The sequence below is a fragment of the Telluria sp. ZB4P37 genome (assembly GCF_059685855.1).
Genome location: NZ_JCASID010000002.1, coordinates 481,003 through 501,727, shown reverse-complemented (window position 1 = coordinate 501,727; position 20,725 = coordinate 481,003). Strand labels below are relative to the sequence as shown.

Below are 20,725 nucleotides of genomic sequence, written 5' to 3'. Positions count from 1 at the left end.
ATGGAGCGCATGGCCACGGATGACATCCCGGCATTCATCGGCGGGAGGGAAGGCGAGGGGCGCCGCGCGCTCATCACGGGCCTGCGCGGCTTCACCGGCCATTACCTGGCGCGCGAGCTCACCGCCGCCGGCTACCGTGTATATGGCACCGTCATGCCGGGCGAAGAGCTCGGCCCCGACGTCTATCCGCTCGACCTGTGCGACCGCGAAGCCGTCGCCAGAGTCGTTGACGAAGTCCAGCCCGACGTCGTCGCCCACCTGGCCGGCATCGCCTTCGTGGCGCATACCAATTCCGAACTGATCTACCGCGTCAACGTGGTCGGCACGCGCAACCTGCTCGAGGCGCTCGCCGCCGGCCAGCACCGGCCCACCAGCGTGCTGCTGGCTTCGTCGGCGAATATCTACGGCAACGCCAACGTTCCCCTCATCGACGAGAACGTGGCCCCGGCGCCGGCCAACGACTACGCCGTCAGCAAGCTGGCCATGGAATACATGGCGCGCCTGTGGATGGACAAGCTGCCGATCACCATCGCGCGCCCGTTCAACTACACAGGCAGGGGCCAGGCCGAGAACTTCCTGCTCCCGAAGATCGTCTCGCACTTCCGCCGCGCCGAGCGCCGCATCGAGCTGGGCAACCTGGCGATCGCACGCGACTTCTCCGACGTGCGCATGGTCTCGCGCGCCTACCGCCGCCTGCTCGCCGTGGCGCCGAGCGGCGAAGCCTTCAACGTCTGCTCCGGGTCATCGCACTCGCTGGCCAACCTGATCGACATGATGAGCGAGATCGCCGGCTACCACATCGACGTGCACGTCAATCCCGCCTTTGTCCGCGCCAACGACGTGCTCACGCTGGCCGGCAGCAACAGCAAGCTGACCGCCGTCATCGGCCAGCTCGAACCGACGCCGCTGTCCGAGACGCTGCGCTGGATGTACCTGGCGTGAGTGAGGGCGGTCTCACCGTCGGACTCGGGACGACCATGATCGAACCGGGCCTGACCGGCGGCCGTCTCGACGGCATCGGGGTCTACACCCGCGCCCTGATGCGCTACCTCCCGCCTCTAGGGGCAACCGTGCTGCCGTATTCCTGGCCGCGCCCGCGTGGCGGCGGTGCCGGCATCAGCATCGGCCAGCCGCTGCCGCAATCCTTCGAAGCCGCTTCCCTGATCGACCTGGCCACGCCCGGCGCCCACCGCGTGCACATGCCGGCCGACCTGTTCCACGTCACCGACTACCGCATCGTGCGCATGGACTGCCCGGTGGTGGCGACCCTGCACGACGCGCTGCCGATCAAGTATCCCGAGTGGTGCAACCCGCGTCTGCGCAGCGTCAAAAACTGGCTGCAGCGCAAGGCCACCGCCAAGGCCGACCACGTGATCGCGCTCTCGCATTTCGCCATCGACGAGCTGGTGGAGTGCTTCGGTGTGAACCCGAACCGGGTGTCGGTGGTGTATTGCGGTGTCGATGACGAATGGCTCGAGCCAGTCGACGACGCTGCCGTGGCCGCGACCCTGGCCGCGTATAAGCTCACGCCCGGCTACTTCCTCACCGTCGGCACCCTGCAGCCGCGCAAGAATGTCGGCCGCCTGCTCGACGCCTGGGTCACGCTGCCCAAGGCGCTGCGCGAGGAGCGCGCGCTGGTGGTGGTGGGCGCGCGCGGCTGGCGCTGCGAAGAGCTGGTGGCCCGCCTCGAACAAGCGCGCGCCGACGGCGAGAACATCGTCTGGCTCGACAAGCTCACCGACCCGGTCCAGCTGCGCCACCTGTTCCTGGGCGCCGGCGTGTTCGCCTTTCCGTCGCTATACGAAGGCTTCGGCATCCCGGTGGTGGAAGCCTTTGCCTCGCGCGTGCCGGTGGTCGCCTCGAACGCCAGCTCGCTGCCTGAAGTGACGCAAGGCGCCGCGCTCGAGGTCGACCCGCTCGACGTGGGCGAACTGGCCGCCGCCCTGCAGACCCTGGCCCTTGACGGCACCGAGCGCGCGCGCTGCATCGTGGCCGGCCGCGCCCGCGCCGAACAACTCACCTGGCACGCCACCGCACGGCAAACCGCCGCGGTGTACCGAACCGTCCTTTCGCAGTAAGCTTCCAACATGCGTGTCCTTCATTTCTACAAGACGTACTATCCGGACTCGGTGGGCGGCATCGAACAGGTGATCCGCCAGCTGTGCGTCGGCACGACTCGCCTGGGCGTGACCAATACCGTGCTGTCGCTCTCGCGCCAGAAAGACCTGGCGCCGATCCAGTTCGACGGCCACACCGTGCATCGCGTGCCGCTGAATTTCGAAATCGCCTCGAATGCCTGCTCGCTGCAGGCGCTGGGCGCGCTGGCGCGCATGGCCAATGAGGCCGACGTCGTGCACTACCACTTCCCCTGGCCCTTCATGGACCTGGCGCACTTCGCGTCACGCGTGAAGAAGCCGACCGTGGTCAGCTACCACTCCGACATCGTGCGCCAGAAGCACCTGTTGCGCCTGTACCAGCCGCTCAAGCACCGCTTCCTGCGCAGCGTCGACAGCATCGTCGCGGCTTCGCCGAACTACCTGGCCTCATCGCCGGTGCTGGCGCGCTACCGCGACAAGACGCGCGTGATCACCTACGGCCTGGACAAGACCACCTATCCGAGCACCGACCCCTGCCGCCTCGCGCACTGGCGCGCGCGCGTGGGGCCGAAGTTCTTCCTGTTCGTGGGCGTGCTGCGCTATTACAAGGGCCTGCACATCCTGCTCGAGGCAGCCAAGGGGCTCAACTACCCGATCGTGATCGTCGGCACCGGCCCGGAAGAGCAGGCGCTGAAGGAACAGGCCGCGCGCCTGGGCTTGAGCAACGTGGTGTTCACCGGCGCACTGGACGAAGCCGACAAGGCGGCGCTGCTCACGCTGTGCTACGCGCTCGCTTTCCCCTCGCACCTGCGTTCGGAAGCCTTCGGCATCTCGCTGTTGGAGGGCGCGATGTACGGCAAGGCCATGATCTCCTGCGAGATCGGCACCGGCACCACCTATATCAACATCGGCGGGGAGACCGGCCTGGCCTTGCCCCCGTCCGACCCGCAGGCCCTGCGCGGTGCCTTGCACACGCTGTGGGAAAGCCCCGAGCTCACGCGCCGCATGGGCGCGCAGGCCGAGGCACGCTACCACGAGCTGTTCACGTCGGAGCAGATGGCGGCGAATTACACGGCCCTGTACCAGGAGCTGGTGGCGCGCAAGGCGCCGGCCAGTGCGGGGACCGGCGTCGGGTTGGCGGGTTTGCCGCCGACGCGGTAATCGATGGCCGGCGGTCCGCGCCGGTGTTTCAACGAAAATGAACGCATGCGATCACGCGGACCGACGGTCCGCGTGATCGATTACGCCTCTGCCCAGCGCTGCTGGACCGTGCGCACCGCATCCATTTGTCCGAGGAACAAATCCACCAGCGCCGGATCGAAATGGCGCCCGCGCTGCTCGCGCAGGAAGACCAGCGCTTCTTCTTCGGTCCACGCCTTCTTGTACGGCCGCTTGGAGGTGAGCGCATCGAACACGTCGGCGATCGCCACGATGCGGCCGGCCAGTGGGATCTCGTCGCCGCGCAGCCCGCGCGGGTAGCCGCTGCCGTCGTATTTCTCGTGATGGGTCAGGGCGATCTGGCTCGCCAGCGCCAGCATGCCGCCATCGTGCTCGCCGATGATCTCGGCGCCGATCGTCACGTGGCTCTGCATGATCTTCCACTCGTCCGCATCCAATGGCCCGGGTTTTTGCAGGATGCGGTCGGGGATGCCGATCTTGCCGACGTCGTGCATCGGCGCGGCGTGCAGCAGGTCGTCGGCTTCCGCTTCGGACATGCCGGCGGCGATGCCGATGATGCGCGAGAAGTGGCTCATGCGGATCACGTGCATGCCGGTCTCGTTGTCCTTGTACTCGGCCGCAAGGCCAAGGCGCTGGACGATCTCCAGGCGCGTGGCGCGCAGTTCGTCCATGCGCACGAGCGACAGGTGGGTGCGCACCCGCGCGCGCACGATCGGCGGGCTGACCGGCTTGGTGATGTAGTCGACCGCGCCGGCGTTGAAGCCTTCCAGCTCGTCGGCGGTGTCGGTCAGGGCGGTCACGAAGATCACCGGGATCGAGGCCGTCGCCGGATGGGCCTTGAGCGCGGCGCAGACTTCGTAGCCGGACATCCCCGGCATCATCACGTCCAGCAGGATCAGGTCGGGATGTTCCTGGCGCACCAGTTCGAGCGCGCGCGCGCCGTCCTTGGCGAACAGCAGGCGGTAGTGGTCCTGCAGGATCTGGCGCAGCAACTGGAGGTTGCTGGCCTCGTCATCGACCGCGAGGATCAGCGGCCGGTTGTTCGGTTGGGTCATGCGAGTACGTCCTGATGTTGGTCTTATTCGCCCAGCGTGGCCATCACGGCCTCGAGCTGTTCCAGGGCGAGGTCGAATTCGAAATCGCCGATTGCGCCCTGCACTTGGGCGACGCGCGGCGCGGCCGGGTGGCCGGCCAGCGCCGTGGCCAGCCCGGCCAGCGCGGCATCGTCCAGCGCCCCGCGGCGCAGGGCCTGCAGCAGCAGGTTGCCGGCGCGGTGGGCGCGCGCCAAGTCGACGCCGGCAGCCGCTTCCGACGCCGCCGGCTGGGCGCTGCCTTCGCGGATCGCAGCCAGTGCCTGGTCCAGGGCGGCGGTCGAGCTCTCCAGTGCGCCGGCAGCTTCGCGCTCGTCGGTCGGCACGGTGTTGGTCGCTTGTTCGAGCTTGGAAAGCGCATCGGACAGCTGTTCCAGGCCCACGTTGGCGGCCACGCCGCGTACCTTGTGCGCCAGCATGCGCAGTTCCTGGTGGGCGCCGCCGGCCGCATGCAGTTTCAGCGTCGTGGCGAGATCGGCGTACTGGCGGCCGAAATGCTCGAGCGCCTCGAGGTAGACGTCTTCCTTGTCGGCCCAGCGGCGCAGGCCGACGCGGCGGTTCAGCACCTCGCGCGCCGGGCCCGGGATGCCGTCGGTGTCCTTGTCGGCGCCGCCCTGCGACAGGCCCAGCACGCGCGCGATCTCATGCGACAGGGTGAACCAGTCGACCGGCTTGCTGGCGAAACCGTCCATGCCCACGTCGGCGCTGGCACGACGGTGCTCGGCCAGCACGCTGGCGGTCATCGCGATCACCGGCACGCGCGTGCGGCCAGTCGTGGCTTCGTGGGCGCGGATCGCGCTGGTGGCGGAGAGGCCGTCGAGCACCGGCATCTGGAAATCCATCAGGATCAGGTCGAATTCGCCGGAGGCGGCCTGTTCGACCACGGCGGCGCCGTCCGACACGGCCGTGAGCGTATGGCCGCGGCGCGACAGCAGGAGCTGCATCAGTTCCAGGTTCTGCGGCACGTCGTCGGCAGCCAGCACGCGCAGCGGCGGCAGCACGGCGGCGCTGCGCACGCGCGGCGCCTGTTGGGCAAAGCGCGCCAGCACCAGCGGCAGGCGCACGTGGAAGGTGGTGCCCTTGCCTGGCTCGCTCTCGGCCCAGATCCGGCCGCCCATCAGCTCGACGAGCTGCTTGCAGATCGTGGTGCCCAGGCCCGTGCCGCCGAAGCGGCGCGTCATCGAGGCGTCGGCCTGGGTGAAGGGGTCGAAGATCGCCTGCAGGCGGTCCGGCGCGATGCCGATACCCGTGTCGGCCACGGCGATGCACAGCTGGTCGCCTTCCGCCCCGACGCGCAGCGTGACGGTCCCCTGCGGCGTGAACTTGATCGCGTTGTCGATCAGGTTGGTCAGCACCTGGCGCACGCGCAGTTCATCGCCGCGCAGGCCGGTCGGCAGCGCCGGGTCGTAGTGGATGTCGAGGTGCAGGCCCTTGGCGCGCGCGTTCGCGGCCAGCGTCGACGAGAGTTCGTCGATCAGCGACAGCAGGTTATAGTCGTTCTGCTCGAGCTCCACCGCGCCTTTGTCCAGCTTGGCGGTATCGAGGATTTCGTTGAGCAGGCGCAGCAGGGCGCGGCCGGCGCTGCGGATGGTGTCGAGGTGGCGGCGCTGGTCCTTGTCCAGTTCCCCGTCGAGCAGCACGTCGGTGAAGCCCAGGATCGAGTTCATCGGGGTGCGGATCTCGTGGCTCATGTTGGCCACGAAGGAGGCGCGCGCGGCGGCGGCCTGCTCGGCCTTTTCCTTGGCTTTGCGCAGCGCTTCTTCCATCTCGCGGCGCTCGGTGATGTCGAGGATGACGCCATCCAGCCAGGACAGCTCGCCCTGGTCGTTGCGCACGCCGCTGCCGTTTTCCCACAGCCAGCGCACGCCGCCGCCGGCGTGCAGCAGGCGGTATTCGACCAGATAGGGACGCTCTTCGCGCAGCGCGAGGCCCACTTCGGCGGCCACGCGCACGCGGTCGGTTGCATGGATCAAGGTGCCGAAGGTGCGGCGCGGCGGCGTGCCCAGGAAATCGGCGGCCGGGTAGCCGGTGACGCGTTCGACCGCGTCGCTGATGAAGACCATCGGCCAGTCGCCGTCGAGCGCGCTGCGGAAGGAGATGCCGGGGATGTTGCCGATCAGGGAACGGAACTGCTGCTCGCTGGCGTGCAGCGCCTGCATGATGGCGCGGCGTTCGCTGATGTCGGTGATGAAGCAGACGTACAGGTCCTGCTGGTCCACGCGCGCGTGGCCGATCGCGCGGCGCACCGGCACCAGGCTGCCGTCCTTGCGCCGGCCCAGCACTTCGCTGCCTTTCGACAGGGCGGCCGAATGGCCGTCGCGCAGGAAGCCGAGCAGGCCGTCGTGCGCCGTAGTGTCTTCGTCGGCGATCAAGATGCTTACGCTGCGGCCGACGATCTCGTCGCGCTGCCAGCCAAAGATGCGTTCGGCCGAGGCGTTGAATTCGGTGACGATGCCGTCGCGCCCGATCGTGATGACGCCGTCGATGGTCGTGGTGAGCAGGGCACGCATCCAGGCTTCGCTGCGCTGCAGTTCGAGGAACATCTGGCGGTAGCGCAGCAGGCCGTTGGCGGCCAGGACCAGGCCGGTGAAGATCACGGTGGTGAGCGAGATCGCCAGCGCCAGGAAGGAGCTGTTCGAGGAGCCGCCACCGCCCGGCGCCACCTGGCCGACGAAGCGCGCGGCGGCCATGCCGGTATAGTGCATGCCGGCGATGGCGCAGCCCATCACGATGGCCGCCAGCAGCAGGCGGCGCGATTTGCCCAGCGACTTGAAGCGCGACAGGCCGAAGCGCACGCCCAGCGCCACCGTGGCCAGCACGACGGCGACCACGATCGACAGCGCGAACATGGCCGGGTCGTAGCGCAATTGCAGGCTCATGCGCATGCCGGCCATGCCGGAATAGTGCATCGCGCCGATGCCGGCGCCGACCACGACGCCGCCGATCAGGAGGCCTACCGGGCCCAGGCGCTGGCGCGAGATCAGCGACAGGGCCACGGCCGAGGCGCCGATGCTCGGCAGGGCCGACAGGATGGTAGTGAGCGGATCGTAGGTGATCGGCGTGCACAGGTTAAAAGCCAGCATGCCAATGAAGTGCATGGCCCAGACGCCGGCGCCCAGGGCCAGGCTGCCGCTGCCGAGGACAATCGCGCGGTGGGTGCGGCTGGCCGCGGCCTGGCCGGCAATCTGCAGGCCCATCCATGACGAGAAGATGGCGATCAGGACCGACAGCAGCACGAAGCGCGGGTCGTGCGCGCCAAAAGTCAGCAGCGACGGATCATCCGGCACCGAAAATAATTGCATCATGGTCGGCTTTTTTTGCGTAATTTGGGCATGAGAGGCGCCCGAAAGTTTCTTGGCAGTATCTCATTTCCATAGGGGAAAGTCTTGTTGAATGCAGGAATCATGTGGGTTTGGAGGCTTTGTGTCGTATAGACACCACCTCTTGTCACATGCAGTGTGGAAATTTACGCCATCCTGATATGCTGTATTTATCGGCGCGCAGGCGTCGTCCGTGGGGTGCGAGCATGTTGTTCAATCGATTTTTCGCCGTGGTCATGACCGGCCTCGGCGGTCTGGCTTGTGCTGCGCCGGCGCCTGCGCCAGCGCCGTCGGCACAGCCGCGCCTCTTCATCGCGACCGAACCGTCCGCGCCGTCGAGCATGCTCGATGGGGGGCGGGTGGTGGGCATTGCCACCGACAAGGTGCGCGAAGCCATGGACCGCGCCGGCGTCGCCTACACGATCGAGATGCTGCCCTGGAAGCGCGCCTACAATGCGGCGCTGCAACGGCCGGATGCCTGCGTGTATTCCACCACCCGCACGCCCGACCGCGAGCCGCTGTTCAAATGGGTCGGCCCGACCGATATTGCCCAGTGGGTGCTGGTCGGGCGCGCCGACCGCAAGCTGCAGCTGCGCACGCTCGAGGATGCGCGGGGCCTGCGCATCGGCACCTACAACGGCGATGCGCGCGACGCGTATTTGCGCGAACGCGGCTTTACCACCGACCCGACGTCGAACGATTTGTCCAATCCGCAGAAGCTGATGCTGGGGCGCATCGATTTATGGGCGGCGAGCCTGCGCAGCGGCAGCACCGTGCTGGCGCGCTATGGCTACGACAAGACGATCGTGCCGCTGCTCGTCTTCAATGAAATTGGCGTCTATCTGGCCTGCAACCGGGCCGTGCCGAATGACGTGATCGCGCGGCTGAACACGGCCTTCGACCAGATCGCACAAGATGGCACGGGGCGGCGCATCGAGCGCCTGTATGAACGCTGGATGCCGGCCAGGCGGCGCTGAACGAAAAAGGGTGATGTAGCGAGAGCGCGTCACCCTTTCTTGTTTCTTCAGGAGACTGAGTGGCTCAAGCAGGCCGCTTGCTCCTGCCAAAGCGCAACACCGCCACGGCGCCGGCGCCAGCAGTGCCAGGCTGCCCGGTTCGGGCACGTTCTGGGTCGGGACGATGCGCGGGATACAGGAATGCGCTTGCTTGCCAGAACGAGGATTTTCTTGAGCATGAAAGATAGTTGCAAGAGTGGTGGAGCTAATTGTTAAGCAATTAACGTTCTATCAACATTTTTCTCTACAATATCCGATGCTTAAGGATGGGAAAGTCTTGTTTTTACTTCATCTGTAAAATTTATCGACGAAACAATAGGCAGACAGGTAAATGATAAAACAGATCGTGAAAACGGATAGCAGCGCCGGTCGGAGAGCAAATATCCATGTCACCTGAATCACGGAACGCGTAAATAAATGCAATGGATAAATATGCCTTACCCGGCTATATGCAGGTGAGGCCGCATGCAGGATGTTGTCGGGAAATTTTACAGCCGCGTTGGACCGTGGTGAATCGGGGAAGGACGGGGAACTGCCGATGACGGGTGGTGCTGGTTGTTGGGGTGGTGCCTCCGGCCGGAATCGAACCGGCACGCCTTACGGCGCTTGATTTTGAGTCAAGTGCGTCTACCAATTCCGCCACAGAGGCCCAACAGCAGGCGCGAATCTTAGCACACCCCTTGCCTCGCTGACCAGTACCGTCGCGCTCCCGGATGGATATGCCTTCATGGCCCCGGAATCGGCTCAGCAGGCAATGCGCTGCTGGAGCAGGCGCAGGCTGCCGACTGGGCCGATGACCTGCAAGGCAGTGGGCGTGACGGCGACCTCGATCGCGCCTTCGCGGCCGCGCAGCCAGGGCCGTGGGCGGAAATAGCTGATGTGATCGGTTTCGGAGGCGGTGCGGCGGTAGCCCAGCGAGGTCAGGGCGTCGTCGAGCGTGCTGATCATGTGGCGGGCGTCGACACGGGTGTTCATCTCGAAGCGGCCCGGGCCCATCATGGCAACGGGCATGAGCCCGCCCGCAAGCGCCGGCAGGATGATGAAGGGCAAGGGCGTGGCCGGGTCGATAAAGTGCAGCACCAGCATCAACAGGGGCAGGCCCAGCGCCAGGGTCAGCACCCAGGGTAGCAGCTGACGCCAGGTTCCGCGCCGGCCGAGAAAAAAGGGCCGTTCGTGGACCCGAACAATTTCCGAAAACGTAACGCTTTTCATGACTATCTCCTCGCAGCGCTGCTTGACCAGTGGGACCGCACGACAAAGCGACCGTATTATTCTGACCACCAACCAGACGGAGAAGTTGACTCCGCTCAAACGCACTGCCATCAAGGCGTAGGTTCTCATATCAGGCTGGCGTGGCGCGCACTGGTGGATAAACCATGCACGAATCGTGCCAGAAATGAAAAAAGCCGCCGGCGATGACGCGGGCGGCTTTCAAGCAGCCATAAAACTCAGCGGCTGCGGCGGAATAAGCGAAAGCGTTCGTCGCGGTCGGAGGCGCGCCGGCCCTCCCACAGCACAGCCGCGCCGCGCACCCCGTAGCGGCGCGCCAGGATGTTGTCATCGCGGTTCCTGATGCTGTCCTGGAGCAGCACGTAATTGCATTCCCCGCCCGCCAGGCTGGCGAAGGGCAGGCGCCCGAAATAGGCGAACGAGGCGCGCTGGGCCGGGCCGACATTGGTGTCGATGCAGCCGGCGTCGGCTGGCAGGCGCGCCGCGATCTGCTGGGCTACGCCGGCGTAGCTCTTGCTGTAGTTCAGGTCCGGCAGGAACAGGGTCATCAGGAGCACCCACACCAGGATCAGGCCGCTCGACGAGAGCACCACCGCGCGCCACAGCACCGAGGGCTGGCGCGACAGGCGCCAGTGGACCAGCATGATCCAGCCGATGCTGGCGGCGGCCGCCACCAGGAAGGCGATGATGCCCACTTCTGGCTTGAAGCCGGGCACCAGCTTGAGCGCATTCTTAGCCAGCTGGGCCGGCCAGCCGGTGAGCTTGGCGATCCAGAACAGCCAGATCAGCGCGCCCAGGATGGTCAGCACCATCACCGAGAACCAGTCGATCGCATTGATGGTGCCGCGCTTCATGGTCGGCAAACCAAAAGCGGCCATCAGCGCCAGGGGCGCGAGCATCTTGAGGAAGTCGGCGTTTTCCGGTTCCGGATCGCACAGCATCAGCAGCATCAGGGCCAGGAAGAACATCACCGGCATCACGATATGCAGCAGGTGCTGCTGGCGGCGCCAGGCCCAGGTCGCCCACAGCGCGAACGGCCAGGCCGGCCAGAAGAACCACACGCCGATGCGGAAGAAGCCCTTGAGCGAAGCCGCGCCGGGCAGCGCGACCTGGGCCGCGTTCCAGCTCAGCCACTCGCCCACCGGCGACAGCCCGAAGGGCTGGACCAGTGCGGCCGGGACGATCCAGGCCAGGGTGATAAGAAATCCGACACCTGCGGCAATGCCCAGATGGCGCAAGCTGGCCGCGGTCTGCAGCTTGAGGTAGCGCGTGCAGGCGAACAGGGCCAGCACCAGCACCACTGGCGGCATGATGCCGCGCGTGAGCGTCAGCAGCCCCAGCGACAGGCCGACCAGCACGGCATTGCGGGTGGTGGCGCTCTCGACATAGCGCACCGCGCGGTACAGGAAATAGGCGAGCAGGGCGCCCTGCAGCGTGGCCGACAGCGTCAGGTGGCTCTGCACCAGCAGGCCGAGGCAGCCGAGGTAGATCAGGACGGCGGTGTCGCCCAGGGTGCGGCCATAGTCGTCGGGTTCGGGCTGGCCGCCGAAGGCCAGGCGCAGCGGCTGGGCCTCGGCGCGGCGGCCGAGGTGAAAGGCGGTGTACCAGAGCGACATGGCGCCCGTAACAAAAATGCCGATGGTCGAGACGCGCGCGGCCAGCACGTCGCCCAGTATCCAGCCAAACAGCTTGATGCACAGGGCGCCGAGCCAGAACGCCAGCGGGCCCTCATGGCTTGCCGCCAGGCCGGCGATGTTCGGGTACAGCCAGTCGTGCAGGCCTCCATGCGCCATGGTCCACATGATGCCGAAGGGACCGGCGTCTTCCTTCCACGGGTCGCGGCCGATCAGGCCCGGCAGGATGTACAGCATGCCCAGCGCGAGCAGGGCCCAGCGGGGCAGCGCCAGGGTAGCGGCGGCAGGGAGGCGGACGGGTTTCATCGGGGTAGTCTGTTGCAAGATGAGAATAGTCGCGTAGTATAGCCGCGAAAAAAAAGAAGCCGGTGAACCGGCTTCTTCTCTGGCAACGCCGGGCGCAAGGGCCCGGGTGTGCATGTCGTGCTGTGGCGAATTAGCCGTTGGCGACGGCGGTCTTCGAACCGACTGCACCGAACTTCTGGCGGAACTTCTCGACGCGGCCAGCGGTGTCGACGATCTTGTGCTTGCCGGTGAAGAACGGGTGCGATTCAGCCGAGACTTCGATCTTGATCAGCGGGTATTCTTTGCCTTCGTGCTGGATCGTTTCGCGGGTGTTGATGGTCGAACGGGTGATGAACTTGAAGTCGCACGACAGGTCGTGGAACACAACTTCACGGTAATTTGGGTGGATATCGTTCTTCATGGTATTGCTTTCTAAGAGTTGGTAGCCAAACAGCACTTCGTCGGTCGTCCTGCTTCTTGACCCGATTGCCGATCACTTGCCAGGGTGGACTGAACCGAAGATTATAAATTGGTTTAGGCGCGGAGGCAACGCTATCCCTGCGCCGGGCGCGTTCACACAACGCTGTTTCTTTGTTAGCCCGTCGTTCCCCCGTAGGCGGGAACCCAATTTTTGCGTACAAATTGCTTACGTTTGATGTAACTGGCAGGCCACGAACCTGGAGGGAATGACGGCTTTTAAGTTAGCGAAGCAAATTGCGGTAGCGATGTGCAGCACACCGTACGAACTCCCCAAACAAAAAAAGCGGCCCGAAGGCCGCCTCTCGCGCGTCGCTGCGTCGACTATCAGCCGCCGCGGCGCATCATGTCAAAGAATTCGACATTGTTCTTGGTCGCGCGCATCTTGTCGAGGATGAACTCCATCGCTTCGATCTCGTCCATCGAGTACAGGAGCTTGCGCAGGATCCAGATCTTTTGCAGCTGGTCCGGCTTGATCAGGAGTTCTTCGCGGCGGGTACCCGATTTGTTCAGGTTGATCGCCGGGTAGACGCGCTTCTCGGCCAGGCGGCGCTCGAGGTGCACTTCCATGTTGCCGGTGCCCTTGAATTCTTCGTAGATCACGTCGTCCATGCGCGAGCCGGTTTCGATCAGCGCGGTGGCGATGATGGTCAGCGAGCCGCCTTCTTCGACGTTACGGGCTGCGCCGAAGAAGCGCTTCGGACGCTGCAGCGCGTTGGCGTCGACACCACCGGTCAGCACCTTGCCCGAAGCCGGGATCACGGTGTTGTAGGCGCGCGCCAGGCGGGTGATCGAGTCGAGCAGGATGATCACGTCTTTCTTCATCTCGACCAGGCGCTTGGCTTTTTCCAGCACCATCTCGGCGACCTGCACGTGGCGGGTGGCCGGTTCGTCGAAGGTCGAGGCGACGACTTCGCCGCGCACCGAACGCTGCATCTCGGTCACTTCTTCCGGGCGCTCGTCGATCAGCAGCACGATCAGGGTGCAGTCGGGATGGTTGGCGGTAATCGCGTGGGCGATATGCTGCAGGATGACCGACTTGCCCGACTTCGGCGAGGCCACCAGCAGGCCGCGCTGGCCCTTGCCGATCGGCGAGATCAGGTCGATGATGCGGCCGGTGATGTTCTCCTGGCCGTTCATGTCGCGCTCGAGGCGCAGCGGCTCGTTCGGGTGCAGCGGGGTCAGGTTTTCGAACAGGATGCGGTGCTTCGAGGCTTCCGGCGATTCGCCGTTGACCTTGTCCACCTTGACCAGGGCGAAGTAGCGCTCGCCGTCTTTCGGCGTACGCACTTCCCCTTCGATCGAGTCACCCGTATGCAAGTTGAACCGGCGGATCTGCGACGGCGAGATGTAGATGTCGTCGGTCGAGGCCATGTAGCTGGCGTCCGGCGAGCGCAGGAAGCCGAAGCCGTCCGGCAGCACCTCAAGGGCGCCGTCGCCGAAGATCTGCTCGCCGCCTTTGGCGCGCTTCTTCAGGATCGCGAACATCAGTTCCTGTTTGCGCAGGCGTGCTGCGTTGTCGATGTCGAGGCCGATAGCCATCTCCAGCAGCGCGGAGACGTGCATTGCCTTCAGTTCAGATAAATGCATGTTTGTGTGGGTGTCCCGTGACGGGAAAGTAAAGGTAGGGGAGGGAACGACGTGGGTTCGTTTAACTGCGTCAGTTGGGAAGCGCCGGAGCGAGGCTTCCCGATAATGACGGCAACGCGGGCGCGCTGCCGTCGCTATGGTATCAGATGTTGCTGTCGATAAACTGGGTCAGTTGACCCTTGGCCATTGCGCCAACTTTTTGCGCCGCCGCTTCACCGTTCTTGAACAGGATCAGGGTCGGGATGCCGCGGATGCCGAACTTGGCCGGTACGGCCTGGTTCGCGTCGACATCCACTTTAGCGATGAGCAGCTTGCCTTCGTATTCTTTTGCGACTTCTTCGAGGATAGGTGCAATCATCTTGCACGGACCGCACCACTCGGCCCAGAAGTCTACCAAAACCGGAAGCTCGGATTTGAGCACTTCGGTATCGAAGTTTGCATCGCTGATGTGTTTAATGTTTTCGCTCATAGGTTCCTCAAAAGAGGTAAGGATCAATTAACGCCTGGCGGCCAATGCCGATCCTGCGTCGTCCCGGCCGGCTTCCGTGCATCGCTTATCGCGCATTGCCACTGAATGACTAACCGCTACACAATGGTGGAGGCACTGTGTGCACAATTCAATATGGAAGGACGGCAAGGGGGTGTCAGGCGGGGATGTGCGGAATAATACCCCATTTTTTTAAAAAGTGTGGGCAGGTTTGTACAAAATCTTAACATTGCACCGCAAGGCGCAGCTGCTCGGCCGCGACCGGCTTGCGGAAGGCCCCTGCCACCTGCAGCCCGAGGGCGCGCGCCAGCTCGGTGGCGGCGTTGCGCAGGCTGTCGTCCAGCGCCGACACCACGATCACCCGCCCGCTGAATCCCTGGCTGGCCGCGGCCTGCAGGAATTCGATGCCGTCCATCTCGGGCATGGCGAGGTCGCAGATCACGAGGTCGGGCAGGTGGCGCGGCAGCTCGGCCAGCGCACTACGCGCGTCGGATTCGGCGTGCACGTCGAAGGGGCCGAAGCCCTCCAGCATGTCGCGCAGGAGCGCCAGCATGAACCGGTCGTCGTCGAGCAGCAGTACGCGCTGGGGCGCGGCGTGCGGCGTGGACGAAGTCGGTGGGTTCATTGGACGGAAAAAAAATGGCTGCGGTTGGACCGGGGCCATTATGGCGAAGTTTTCCACTCTCGTGGAAATATTGAACAACTAGTGTTGCGTGAGTGTTGCTCAATAGTCAGGCGAGCCAGGTTGGACGATGCGTCAGACGCTGCCGGTGAAGCGCGCCAGGTGGCCCGGATGCCACATCGTCGCCACCGAGGCCACCCGCCCGCCCGAGGTGGTGCGGCGGTGCAGCACCAGGCAGGGCAGGCCGGCCTCGATCGCCAGCATGGCGGCAATCTCGCCAGGCGCCGGCTGGGCTTCGATGCCGTAGGTGGCGCCCTGCAGCGGCGCGGCCACCATCAGGTGCTCGTTCGGCGTGATCGTGCTGAAGTCCTGTTCCAGGTAGTGTGGCGCGCAGGCCGGATTGACCCAGCGGTCTTCGACCTGGATCGGCACGTCGTTCTCGAAGTGGACGATGGTCGAATGATAGAGCCGCCCGCCGGGCGCCAGCTCGAATTCGGCGGCCAGCTCGATGCCGGCCGTTTCCTCGCGCAGCAGGCGCAGGTCGCTGCGGTGGGCGCGCCCGCGCGCACGGATCTCGTCGGCGATGTTGCGGATTTCGACCAGGGTGGCCTGGTACTTCTGCGGCGCCACATAGGTGCCCGAACCCTGGCGGCGCGTGAGCACGCCCTCGGCGGTAAGCTCGCGCACCGCGCGGTTGACCGTCATGCGCGAGACCCCGAACTGGCGCACCAGCGCCTGCTCGGAGGGCACCAGTTCGCCTTCCTTCCAGCGTGCGGACGCGATCTCGCCGACCAGGTAATCCTTGATACGCTGGAAAATGGGGGTGCTGTCTTGCGCGATGGGGTCTTCCAAACTACTCTCCGGGAAGGCGATGACGCCAGGTATGCCATGAGCATCGATTCTAGCATTGCAATTCGAAAGCAAGACCCGGAGTGCCTGGGGCGGGGAAGCAGCTTAGGCTGTCTCCATCGCACCTTACCTGGACGCCACCATGAACGCCATGACCAGCCTTTACGACACCGATGACGCACGCTGGGTCGCCGTGCAGCGGCGCGACCCCGATGCCGACGGCCAGTTTTATTATTCTGTGCGCACGACCGGCGTCTATTGCCGGCCTTCGTGTCCGTCGCGCGGCGCGTTGCGGACGAATGTCGCTTTCCACGCCAGTTGCGCCGCCGCCGAAGCTGCGGGCTTCCGCGCCTGCCAGCGCTGCCACCCGGCGCTGCCGCCCTTGGCAGAACGCCAGGCGCAGGCCGTGGCGCGCGCCTGCCGCCTGATCGACGAAGCCGAAGAGGCGCCCGACCTCGATACCCTGGCGCAGGCCGTCGGCATGAGCCGCTTCCACTTCCACCGCATCTTCAAGGCGCAGACCGGGATTACGCCGAAAGCCTATGTCAGCGCACGCCGCTCGGCGCGCCTGCAGCAGGGACTGGCAAGCGCGCCGAGCGTCACCGATGCGCTGTATGACGCCGGTTTTAATTCGAGCGGGCGCTTCTACGAAGCCAGCACCGGCGAACTCGGCATGACGCCTGGCCGCTACCGCGCGGGCGGGAAGGGCGAGACCATCCGCTTTGCGGTGGGTGCCTGCTCCCTCGGCGCCATCCTGGTGGCCGCGACCGAGCGCGGGATCTGCGCGATCCTGATCGGCGACGAACCCGAACCGCTGCTGCGCGATTTGCAGGAGCGCTTCCCGCAGGCCGAACTGGCAGGGGCGGAACCGGAATTCGAACGCACTGTGGCGCAGGTGGTCGGTTTTGTGGAGGCGCCCGGCCTGGGCCTGGACTTGCCGCTGGACGTGCGCGGCACCGCCTTCCAGCGCCGCGTGTGGGAAGCGCTGCGCGCGGTGCCGGCCGGCTCCACCGTCAGCTATGCCGAGCTGGCCGAGCGCATCGGCCTGGCGACTGGCGCACGCGCTGTGGCCGGGGCCTGCGCGGCGAACCCGGTGGCCGTGGCGATTCCCTGCCACCGCGTGGTGCGGCTTGACGGCGCGCTGTCCGGCTACCGCTGGGGCGTCGAGCGCAAGCGCACGCTGCTCGAACGCGAGGCGGGTCAATGATCGGCGATGCGGTGGTGTTTCACGACGCCGGCTGAGGCGCTTTTCCCGCTGCCTGCATTCCTATACACTGCTCCGTGCCACGCCCACAAGGCGTCGAATCCATCCAACACGGAGAAAAGAAAAGCCTATGCGCGCGCGCCGGATCCCCCTGTCTTCCCTGATTGTCCTTGCCGGCCTCGGCGTCCTGTCATCGGCGCATGCCGACACGGTCATCACGAATGCCAACGGCTACACCCTCAACAGCAAGGGCGAGCTGGTGCAGTTCAGCGCGCTGGCCTACGACGACAAGGGCCGCATCACGGCGGTCGGCACGGCCGCCGAGGTCGCGGCGAAAGCAAAGGGCGCGCGCCAGGTCGACATGGGCGGGCGCACCGTGCTGCCGGGCCTGATCGACGCCCACGGCCACGTGTTCGGCCTGGGCCAGCAGCTGACCCAGCTCGACCTCTCCGGCACCACCTCGCTGGCGGACGCCACGCGCGCCATCGCCACTTATGCACGCTCGAACTCGGGCCTGGCCTGGATTCGCGGCCGCGGCTGGAACCAGGAAAACTGGAAGCTGGGCCGCTTCCCGACCGCCGCTGACCTCGACCCGGTCGAATCAAGCCGCCCGGTATGGCTGGAGCGCGTCGACGGCCACGCCGGCTGGGCCAACAGCCGCACGCTGGCGCTGGCCGGCATCACCAAGTCCACGCCCGATCCGGCCGGCGGCAAGATTCAGCGCGACGCGAACGGCGAAGCCACCGGCGTGCTGGTCGACGCCGCGCAGGAGCTGGTGACCAAGGTCATGCCGGCGCAGACGGAAGCCGAGGCCAGAACGGTGCTGGACCGTTCGCTGCAGGAACTCGCGCGCGTGGGCCTCACCGCCGTGCACGACGCCGGCATCGGCGTGGCGGAGGACCGCCTGTACCGCGGCTACGCCGACAACAAGAAGCTCACTGCGCGCGTCTACGCCATGATCGGCGGCACCGACAAGGATTTTGACCAGTTGGCAAAAAATGGCCCGCTGCGCGATTACGCCGACGGCATGTACGCACTGCGCGCAGTGAAGCTGTATTCCGACGGGGCACTGGGCAGCCGCGGCGCGGCGCTCATCAAGCCGTACAGCGACGAGCCGCATTCGCACGGCCTGCTGTTCTTCAAGACCGCGCAGATGGATGCCATGATGACCAAGGCCATGCGCAAGGGCTACCAGGTCAACGTGCACGCGATCGGCGACGCCGGCAACAAGCAGATCCTCGACATCTATAAAAAGGAAGTCGCCGCCACAAAAAGCGGCGCGCAGCGCCATCGCATCGAGCACGCGCAAGTCGTGGCCTTGCAGGACATCCCGCGCTTCCAGTCGCTGGGCATCATCCCGTCGATGCAGCCGACCCACGCGACTTCGGACAAGAACATGGCCGAAACCCGCGTCGGCGCGGAACGCATCAAGGGCGCCTATGCCTGGCGCAGCTTCCTGCACCAGGGCTCGCGCATCGCCTGCGGTTCCGACTTCCCGGTGGAGTCGCCGAATCCCTTCTTCGGCATCCACGCGGCGGTGACGCGCATGGACGCCGGCGGCCAGCCGGTCGCCGGCTGGTACCCGAACCAGGCGATGTCGCTGAAGGAAGCCTTCCGCTGCTTCACGCTGGACGCCGCCTATGCCGGCCACCAGGAGACCAGCCTCGGTTCGCTGGAGCCGGGCAAGCACGCCGACTTCATCGTGATCGACCGCGATCTGTTCCGGATGCCGACGTATGACATCCACAAGACCGGCGTGCTGGAGACCTGGGTGGGCGGCAAGCAGGTGTTCAAGAAATAACGCATGAATCGACGTAACCCGCAGGGTGGTCGGCCAAGCCGGCCACCCTGCAAAAATCGGGTTGACTTGGTTGTATAGACAACCTAGACTTCATCGCTGCACTTCCAACCCAGGAGCCGCCATGACCCAGCCAACTTCCACCGACCCGCGCTTCGACCCGACGCGCTCCATCCGCGCCCCGCGCGGCACCGAACTGAGCTGCAAGAGCTGGCTCACCGAAGCCGCCTACCGCATGATCCAGAATAACCTCGACGCCGAGGTCGCGGAGAACCCGCAGGCGCTGGTGGTCTACGGCGGCATCGGCCGCGCCGCGCGCAACTGGGAATGCTACGACCAGATCCTGGCCTCGCTGCGCGAACTCGAAGACAACGAAACCCTGCTGATCCAGTCCGGCAAGCCGGTCGGCGTGTTCCGCACCCACCCGGACGCGCCGCGCGTGCTGCTGGCGAACTCCAACCTGGTGCCGAAATGGGCCAACTGGGAACACTTCAATGAGCTGGACCGCAAGGGCCTGTTCATGTACGGCCAGATGACCGCCGGCAGCTGGATCTACATCGGCACCCAGGGCATCGTGCAGGGCACTTATGAAACCTTCGCCGAAGCCGGCCGCCAGCACTTCGGCGGCGACCTCAGTGGGACCATGAGTGGCCGCTGGATCCTGACCGCCGGCCTGGGCGGCATGGGCGGCGCCCAGCCGCTGGCCGCGAGCTTCGCGGGCGCGGTTTCGCTCAACATCGAATGCCAGCAGACCAGCATCGACTTCCGCCTGCGCACCCGCTACCTCGACAAGCAGGCGAAGGACATCGACGAGGCCCTGGCGATGATCAAGGACGCAACCGAACGCCGCGAAGCGGTCTCCATCGGCCTGCTCGGCAATGCCGCCGACGTGCTGCCCGAGCTGGTGCGCCGCGCCAAGGCCGGCGGCATCAAGCCCGATCTGGTCACCGACCAGACCTCCGCGCATGACCTGATCAACGGCTACCTGCCGAGCGGCTGGACGGTGGAGGAATGGAAGGCCGCCCAGCAGGACCCTTCGCAGCATGCGCGCCTGAAAGCGGCGGCCGCCGCATCCTGCGCGGTCCACGTGCGCGCCATCCTCGACTTCAAGGCGATGGGCTCCTACGCCGTCGACTACGGCAACAACATCCGCCAGGTGGCCAAGGACGAGGGCGTCGAGAACGCCTTCGATTTCCCGGGCTTCGTGCCGGCCTATATCCGTCCCCAGTTCTGCGAGGGCCGCGGCCCGTTCCGCTGGGTGGCGCTGTCGGGCGACCCGGAAGATATCTATAAAACCGATGCCAAGATCAAGGAGCTGTTCCCGCACCACGCGCAGGTGCACCGCTGGCTCGACATGGCGCGCGAGCGCATCGCCTTCCAGGGCCTGCCGGCGCGCATCTGCTGGCTGGGACTGGGCGAGCGCCACATCGCCGGCCTGGCCTTCAACGAAATGGTGCGCACCGGCGAGCTGAAGGCGCCGATCGTGATCGGCCGCGACCACCTCGACACCGGCTCGGTCGCCAGCCCGAACCGCGAGACCGAAGCCATGCGCGACGGCACCGACGCGGTGTCCGACTGGCCGCTGCTCAACGCCTTGCTCAATACCGCCGGCGGCGCCACCTGGGTCTCGCTGCACCATGGCGGCGGCGTGGGCATGGGCTATTCGCAGCACTCGGGCGTGGTAATCGTGGCCGACGGCACCGACGCCGCCGCCGAGCGCCTGGCGCGCGTGCTGGTCAACGACAGCGGCTCGGGCGTGATGCGCCATGCCGACGCCGGCTACCAGAGTGCGATCGACACGGCCAAGCGCAATGGCCTGAACCTCCCGATGATCAAATAAGAGTCAC

At 65.8% G+C, this 20,725-nt stretch carries 16 protein-coding genes and 1 tRNA gene; 7 read left to right on the top strand and 10 right to left on the bottom strand.

Annotated features, from left to right (window positions below; translation table 11 throughout):
- The first annotated feature begins 9 nt into the window (after nt 1-9).
- From AC56K1_RS06625 to AC56K1_RS06615, 3 genes are read left to right on the top strand one after another with little or no spacing between them, the layout of a single operon-like run.
- Nucleotides 10-942, top strand: coding sequence for a GDP-mannose 4,6-dehydratase (locus tag AC56K1_RS06625; RefSeq protein WP_497157046.1), 933 nt, complete (start codon nt 10-12; stop codon nt 940-942).
- Nucleotides 939-2,078, top strand: coding sequence for a glycosyltransferase family 4 protein (locus tag AC56K1_RS06620; protein WP_497157045.1), 1,140 nt, complete (start codon nt 939-941; stop codon nt 2,076-2,078). The genes AC56K1_RS06625 and AC56K1_RS06620 overlap by 4 nt, the downstream gene beginning before the upstream one ends.
- A gap of 9 nt (nt 2,079-2,087) precedes the next feature.
- Nucleotides 2,088-3,257, top strand: a complete 1,170-nt coding sequence (locus tag AC56K1_RS06615; protein ID WP_497157044.1) for a glycosyltransferase family 4 protein — start codon at nt 2,088-2,090, stop codon at nt 3,255-3,257.
- Nucleotides 3,258-3,337: 80 nt separating this feature from the next.
- Here AC56K1_RS06615 and AC56K1_RS06610 read toward each other — a convergent pair whose 3' ends face one another.
- Both AC56K1_RS06610 and AC56K1_RS06605 read right to left on the bottom strand, forming a co-directional pair.
- Entirely contained in the window at nt 3,338-4,330 is a 993-nt protein-coding gene (locus AC56K1_RS06610) for a response regulator (protein ID WP_497157043.1), read from the bottom strand.
- Nucleotides 4,331-4,353: 23 nt separating this feature from the next.
- Nucleotides 4,354-7,671, bottom strand: a complete 3,318-nt coding sequence (locus AC56K1_RS06605) for an MHYT domain-containing protein (protein ID WP_497157042.1) — start codon at nt 7,669-7,671, stop codon at nt 4,354-4,356.
- Nucleotides 7,672-7,892: 221 nt separating this feature from the next.
- On the opposite strand from AC56K1_RS06605, the gene AC56K1_RS06600 reads away from it, so the two are divergent.
- On the top strand, nt 7,893-8,663 hold the full coding sequence (locus tag AC56K1_RS06600) for a substrate-binding periplasmic protein (RefSeq protein WP_497157041.1): 771 nt from the start codon (nt 7,893-7,895) through the stop codon (nt 8,661-8,663).
- A 603-nt stretch (nt 8,664-9,266) separates the two neighbouring features.
- On the opposite strand, the gene AC56K1_RS06595 is transcribed toward AC56K1_RS06600, so the two are convergent.
- The 8 genes from AC56K1_RS06595 to hutC form a co-directional block, all read right to left on the bottom strand.
- Nucleotides 9,267-9,351 (bottom strand) — tRNA-Leu (locus tag AC56K1_RS06595).
- Between the two features lie 95 nt (nt 9,352-9,446).
- Entirely contained in the window at nt 9,447-9,914 is a 468-nt protein-coding gene (locus AC56K1_RS06590; protein WP_497157040.1) for a hypothetical protein, read from the bottom strand.
- A gap of 236 nt (nt 9,915-10,150) precedes the next feature.
- Nucleotides 10,151-11,872, bottom strand: a complete 1,722-nt coding sequence (locus tag AC56K1_RS06585) for an ArnT family glycosyltransferase (protein ID WP_497157039.1) — start codon at nt 11,870-11,872, stop codon at nt 10,151-10,153.
- A gap of 130 nt (nt 11,873-12,002) precedes the next feature.
- Complete coding sequence (locus AC56K1_RS06580) at nt 12,003-12,272, bottom strand: type B 50S ribosomal protein L31 (protein ID WP_497126787.1); 270 nt, start codon at nt 12,270-12,272, stop codon at nt 12,003-12,005.
- A 383-nt stretch (nt 12,273-12,655) separates the two neighbouring features.
- Nucleotides 12,656-13,918, bottom strand: a complete 1,263-nt coding sequence (rho, locus tag AC56K1_RS06575; protein WP_497157038.1) for a transcription termination factor Rho — start codon at nt 13,916-13,918, stop codon at nt 12,656-12,658.
- 142 nt (nt 13,919-14,060) lie between these two features.
- Nucleotides 14,061-14,387 (bottom strand): thioredoxin TrxA, encoded by a 327-nt coding sequence (gene trxA, locus AC56K1_RS06570; RefSeq protein WP_497157037.1) that lies wholly within the window; start codon nt 14,385-14,387, stop codon nt 14,061-14,063.
- Nucleotides 14,388-14,628: 241 nt separating this feature from the next.
- Entirely contained in the window at nt 14,629-15,030 is a 402-nt protein-coding gene (locus AC56K1_RS06565) for a response regulator (RefSeq protein ID WP_497157036.1), read from the bottom strand.
- 132 nt (nt 15,031-15,162) lie between these two features.
- Nucleotides 15,163-15,879, bottom strand: a complete 717-nt coding sequence (hutC, locus tag AC56K1_RS06560) for a histidine utilization transcriptional repressor HutC (protein ID WP_497157035.1) — start codon at nt 15,877-15,879, stop codon at nt 15,163-15,165.
- 139 nt (nt 15,880-16,018) lie between these two features.
- On the opposite strand from hutC, the gene ada reads away from it, so the two are divergent.
- The 3 genes from ada (at nt 16,019) to hutU (ending at nt 20,718) form a co-directional block, all read left to right on the top strand.
- The gene (ada, locus tag AC56K1_RS06555) at nt 16,019-17,083 is read left to right on the top strand and encodes a bifunctional DNA-binding transcriptional regulator/O6-methylguanine-DNA methyltransferase Ada (RefSeq protein ID WP_497157034.1); all 1,065 of its coding nucleotides are present in this window, start codon (nt 16,019-16,021) and stop codon (nt 17,081-17,083) included.
- Nucleotides 17,084-17,210: 127 nt separating this feature from the next.
- Nucleotides 17,211-18,881 carry an amidohydrolase gene (locus tag AC56K1_RS06550; protein ID WP_497157033.1) on the top strand — a complete coding sequence of 557 codons (1,671 nt, stop codon included), beginning with the start codon at nt 17,211-17,213 and terminating at the stop codon, nt 18,879-18,881.
- A gap of 121 nt (nt 18,882-19,002) precedes the next feature.
- The gene (hutU, locus tag AC56K1_RS06545; protein WP_497157032.1) at nt 19,003-20,718 is read left to right on the top strand and encodes a urocanate hydratase; all 1,716 of its coding nucleotides are present in this window, start codon (nt 19,003-19,005) and stop codon (nt 20,716-20,718) included.
- Nucleotides 20,719-20,725 lie beyond the last annotated feature (7 nt).

Excerpts from the sequence above, each read along its gene's own strand:
- hutU (WP_497157032.1), top strand. The coding sequence starts at position 19,003 with ATGACCCAGCCAACTTCCACCGACCCGCGCTTCGACCCGACGCGCTCC.
- rho (WP_497157038.1), bottom strand. The coding sequence starts at position 13,918 with ATGCATTTATCTGAACTGAAGGCAATGCACGTCTCCGCGCTGCTGGAG.
- AC56K1_RS06625 (WP_497157046.1), top strand. The coding sequence starts at position 10 with ATGGCCACGGATGACATCCCGGCATTCATCGGCGGGAGGGAAGGCGAG.
- ada (WP_497157034.1), top strand. The coding sequence starts at position 16,019 with ATGAACGCCATGACCAGCCTTTACGACACCGATGACGCACGCTGGGTC.
- AC56K1_RS06585 (WP_497157039.1), bottom strand. The coding sequence starts at position 11,872 with ATGAAACCCGTCCGCCTCCCTGCCGCCGCTACCCTGGCGCTGCCCCGC.
- AC56K1_RS06615 (WP_497157044.1), top strand. The coding sequence starts at position 2,088 with ATGCGTGTCCTTCATTTCTACAAGACGTACTATCCGGACTCGGTGGGC.
- AC56K1_RS06565 (WP_497157036.1), bottom strand. The coding sequence starts at position 15,030 with ATGAACCCACCGACTTCGTCCACGCCGCACGCCGCGCCCCAGCGCGTA.
- trxA (WP_497157037.1), bottom strand. The coding sequence starts at position 14,387 with ATGAGCGAAAACATTAAACACATCAGCGATGCAAACTTCGATACCGAA.
- AC56K1_RS06590 (WP_497157040.1), bottom strand. The coding sequence starts at position 9,914 with ATGAAAAGCGTTACGTTTTCGGAAATTGTTCGGGTCCACGAACGGCCC.
- AC56K1_RS06550 (WP_497157033.1), top strand. The coding sequence starts at position 17,211 with ATGCGCGCGCGCCGGATCCCCCTGTCTTCCCTGATTGTCCTTGCCGGC.
- AC56K1_RS06605 (WP_497157042.1), bottom strand. The coding sequence starts at position 7,671 with ATGATGCAATTATTTTCGGTGCCGGATGATCCGTCGCTGCTGACTTTT.
- AC56K1_RS06610 (WP_497157043.1), bottom strand. The coding sequence starts at position 4,330 with ATGACCCAACCGAACAACCGGCCGCTGATCCTCGCGGTCGATGACGAG.
- AC56K1_RS06580 (WP_497126787.1), bottom strand. The coding sequence starts at position 12,272 with ATGAAGAACGATATCCACCCAAATTACCGTGAAGTTGTGTTCCACGAC.
- AC56K1_RS06600 (WP_497157041.1), top strand. The coding sequence starts at position 7,893 with ATGTTGTTCAATCGATTTTTCGCCGTGGTCATGACCGGCCTCGGCGGT.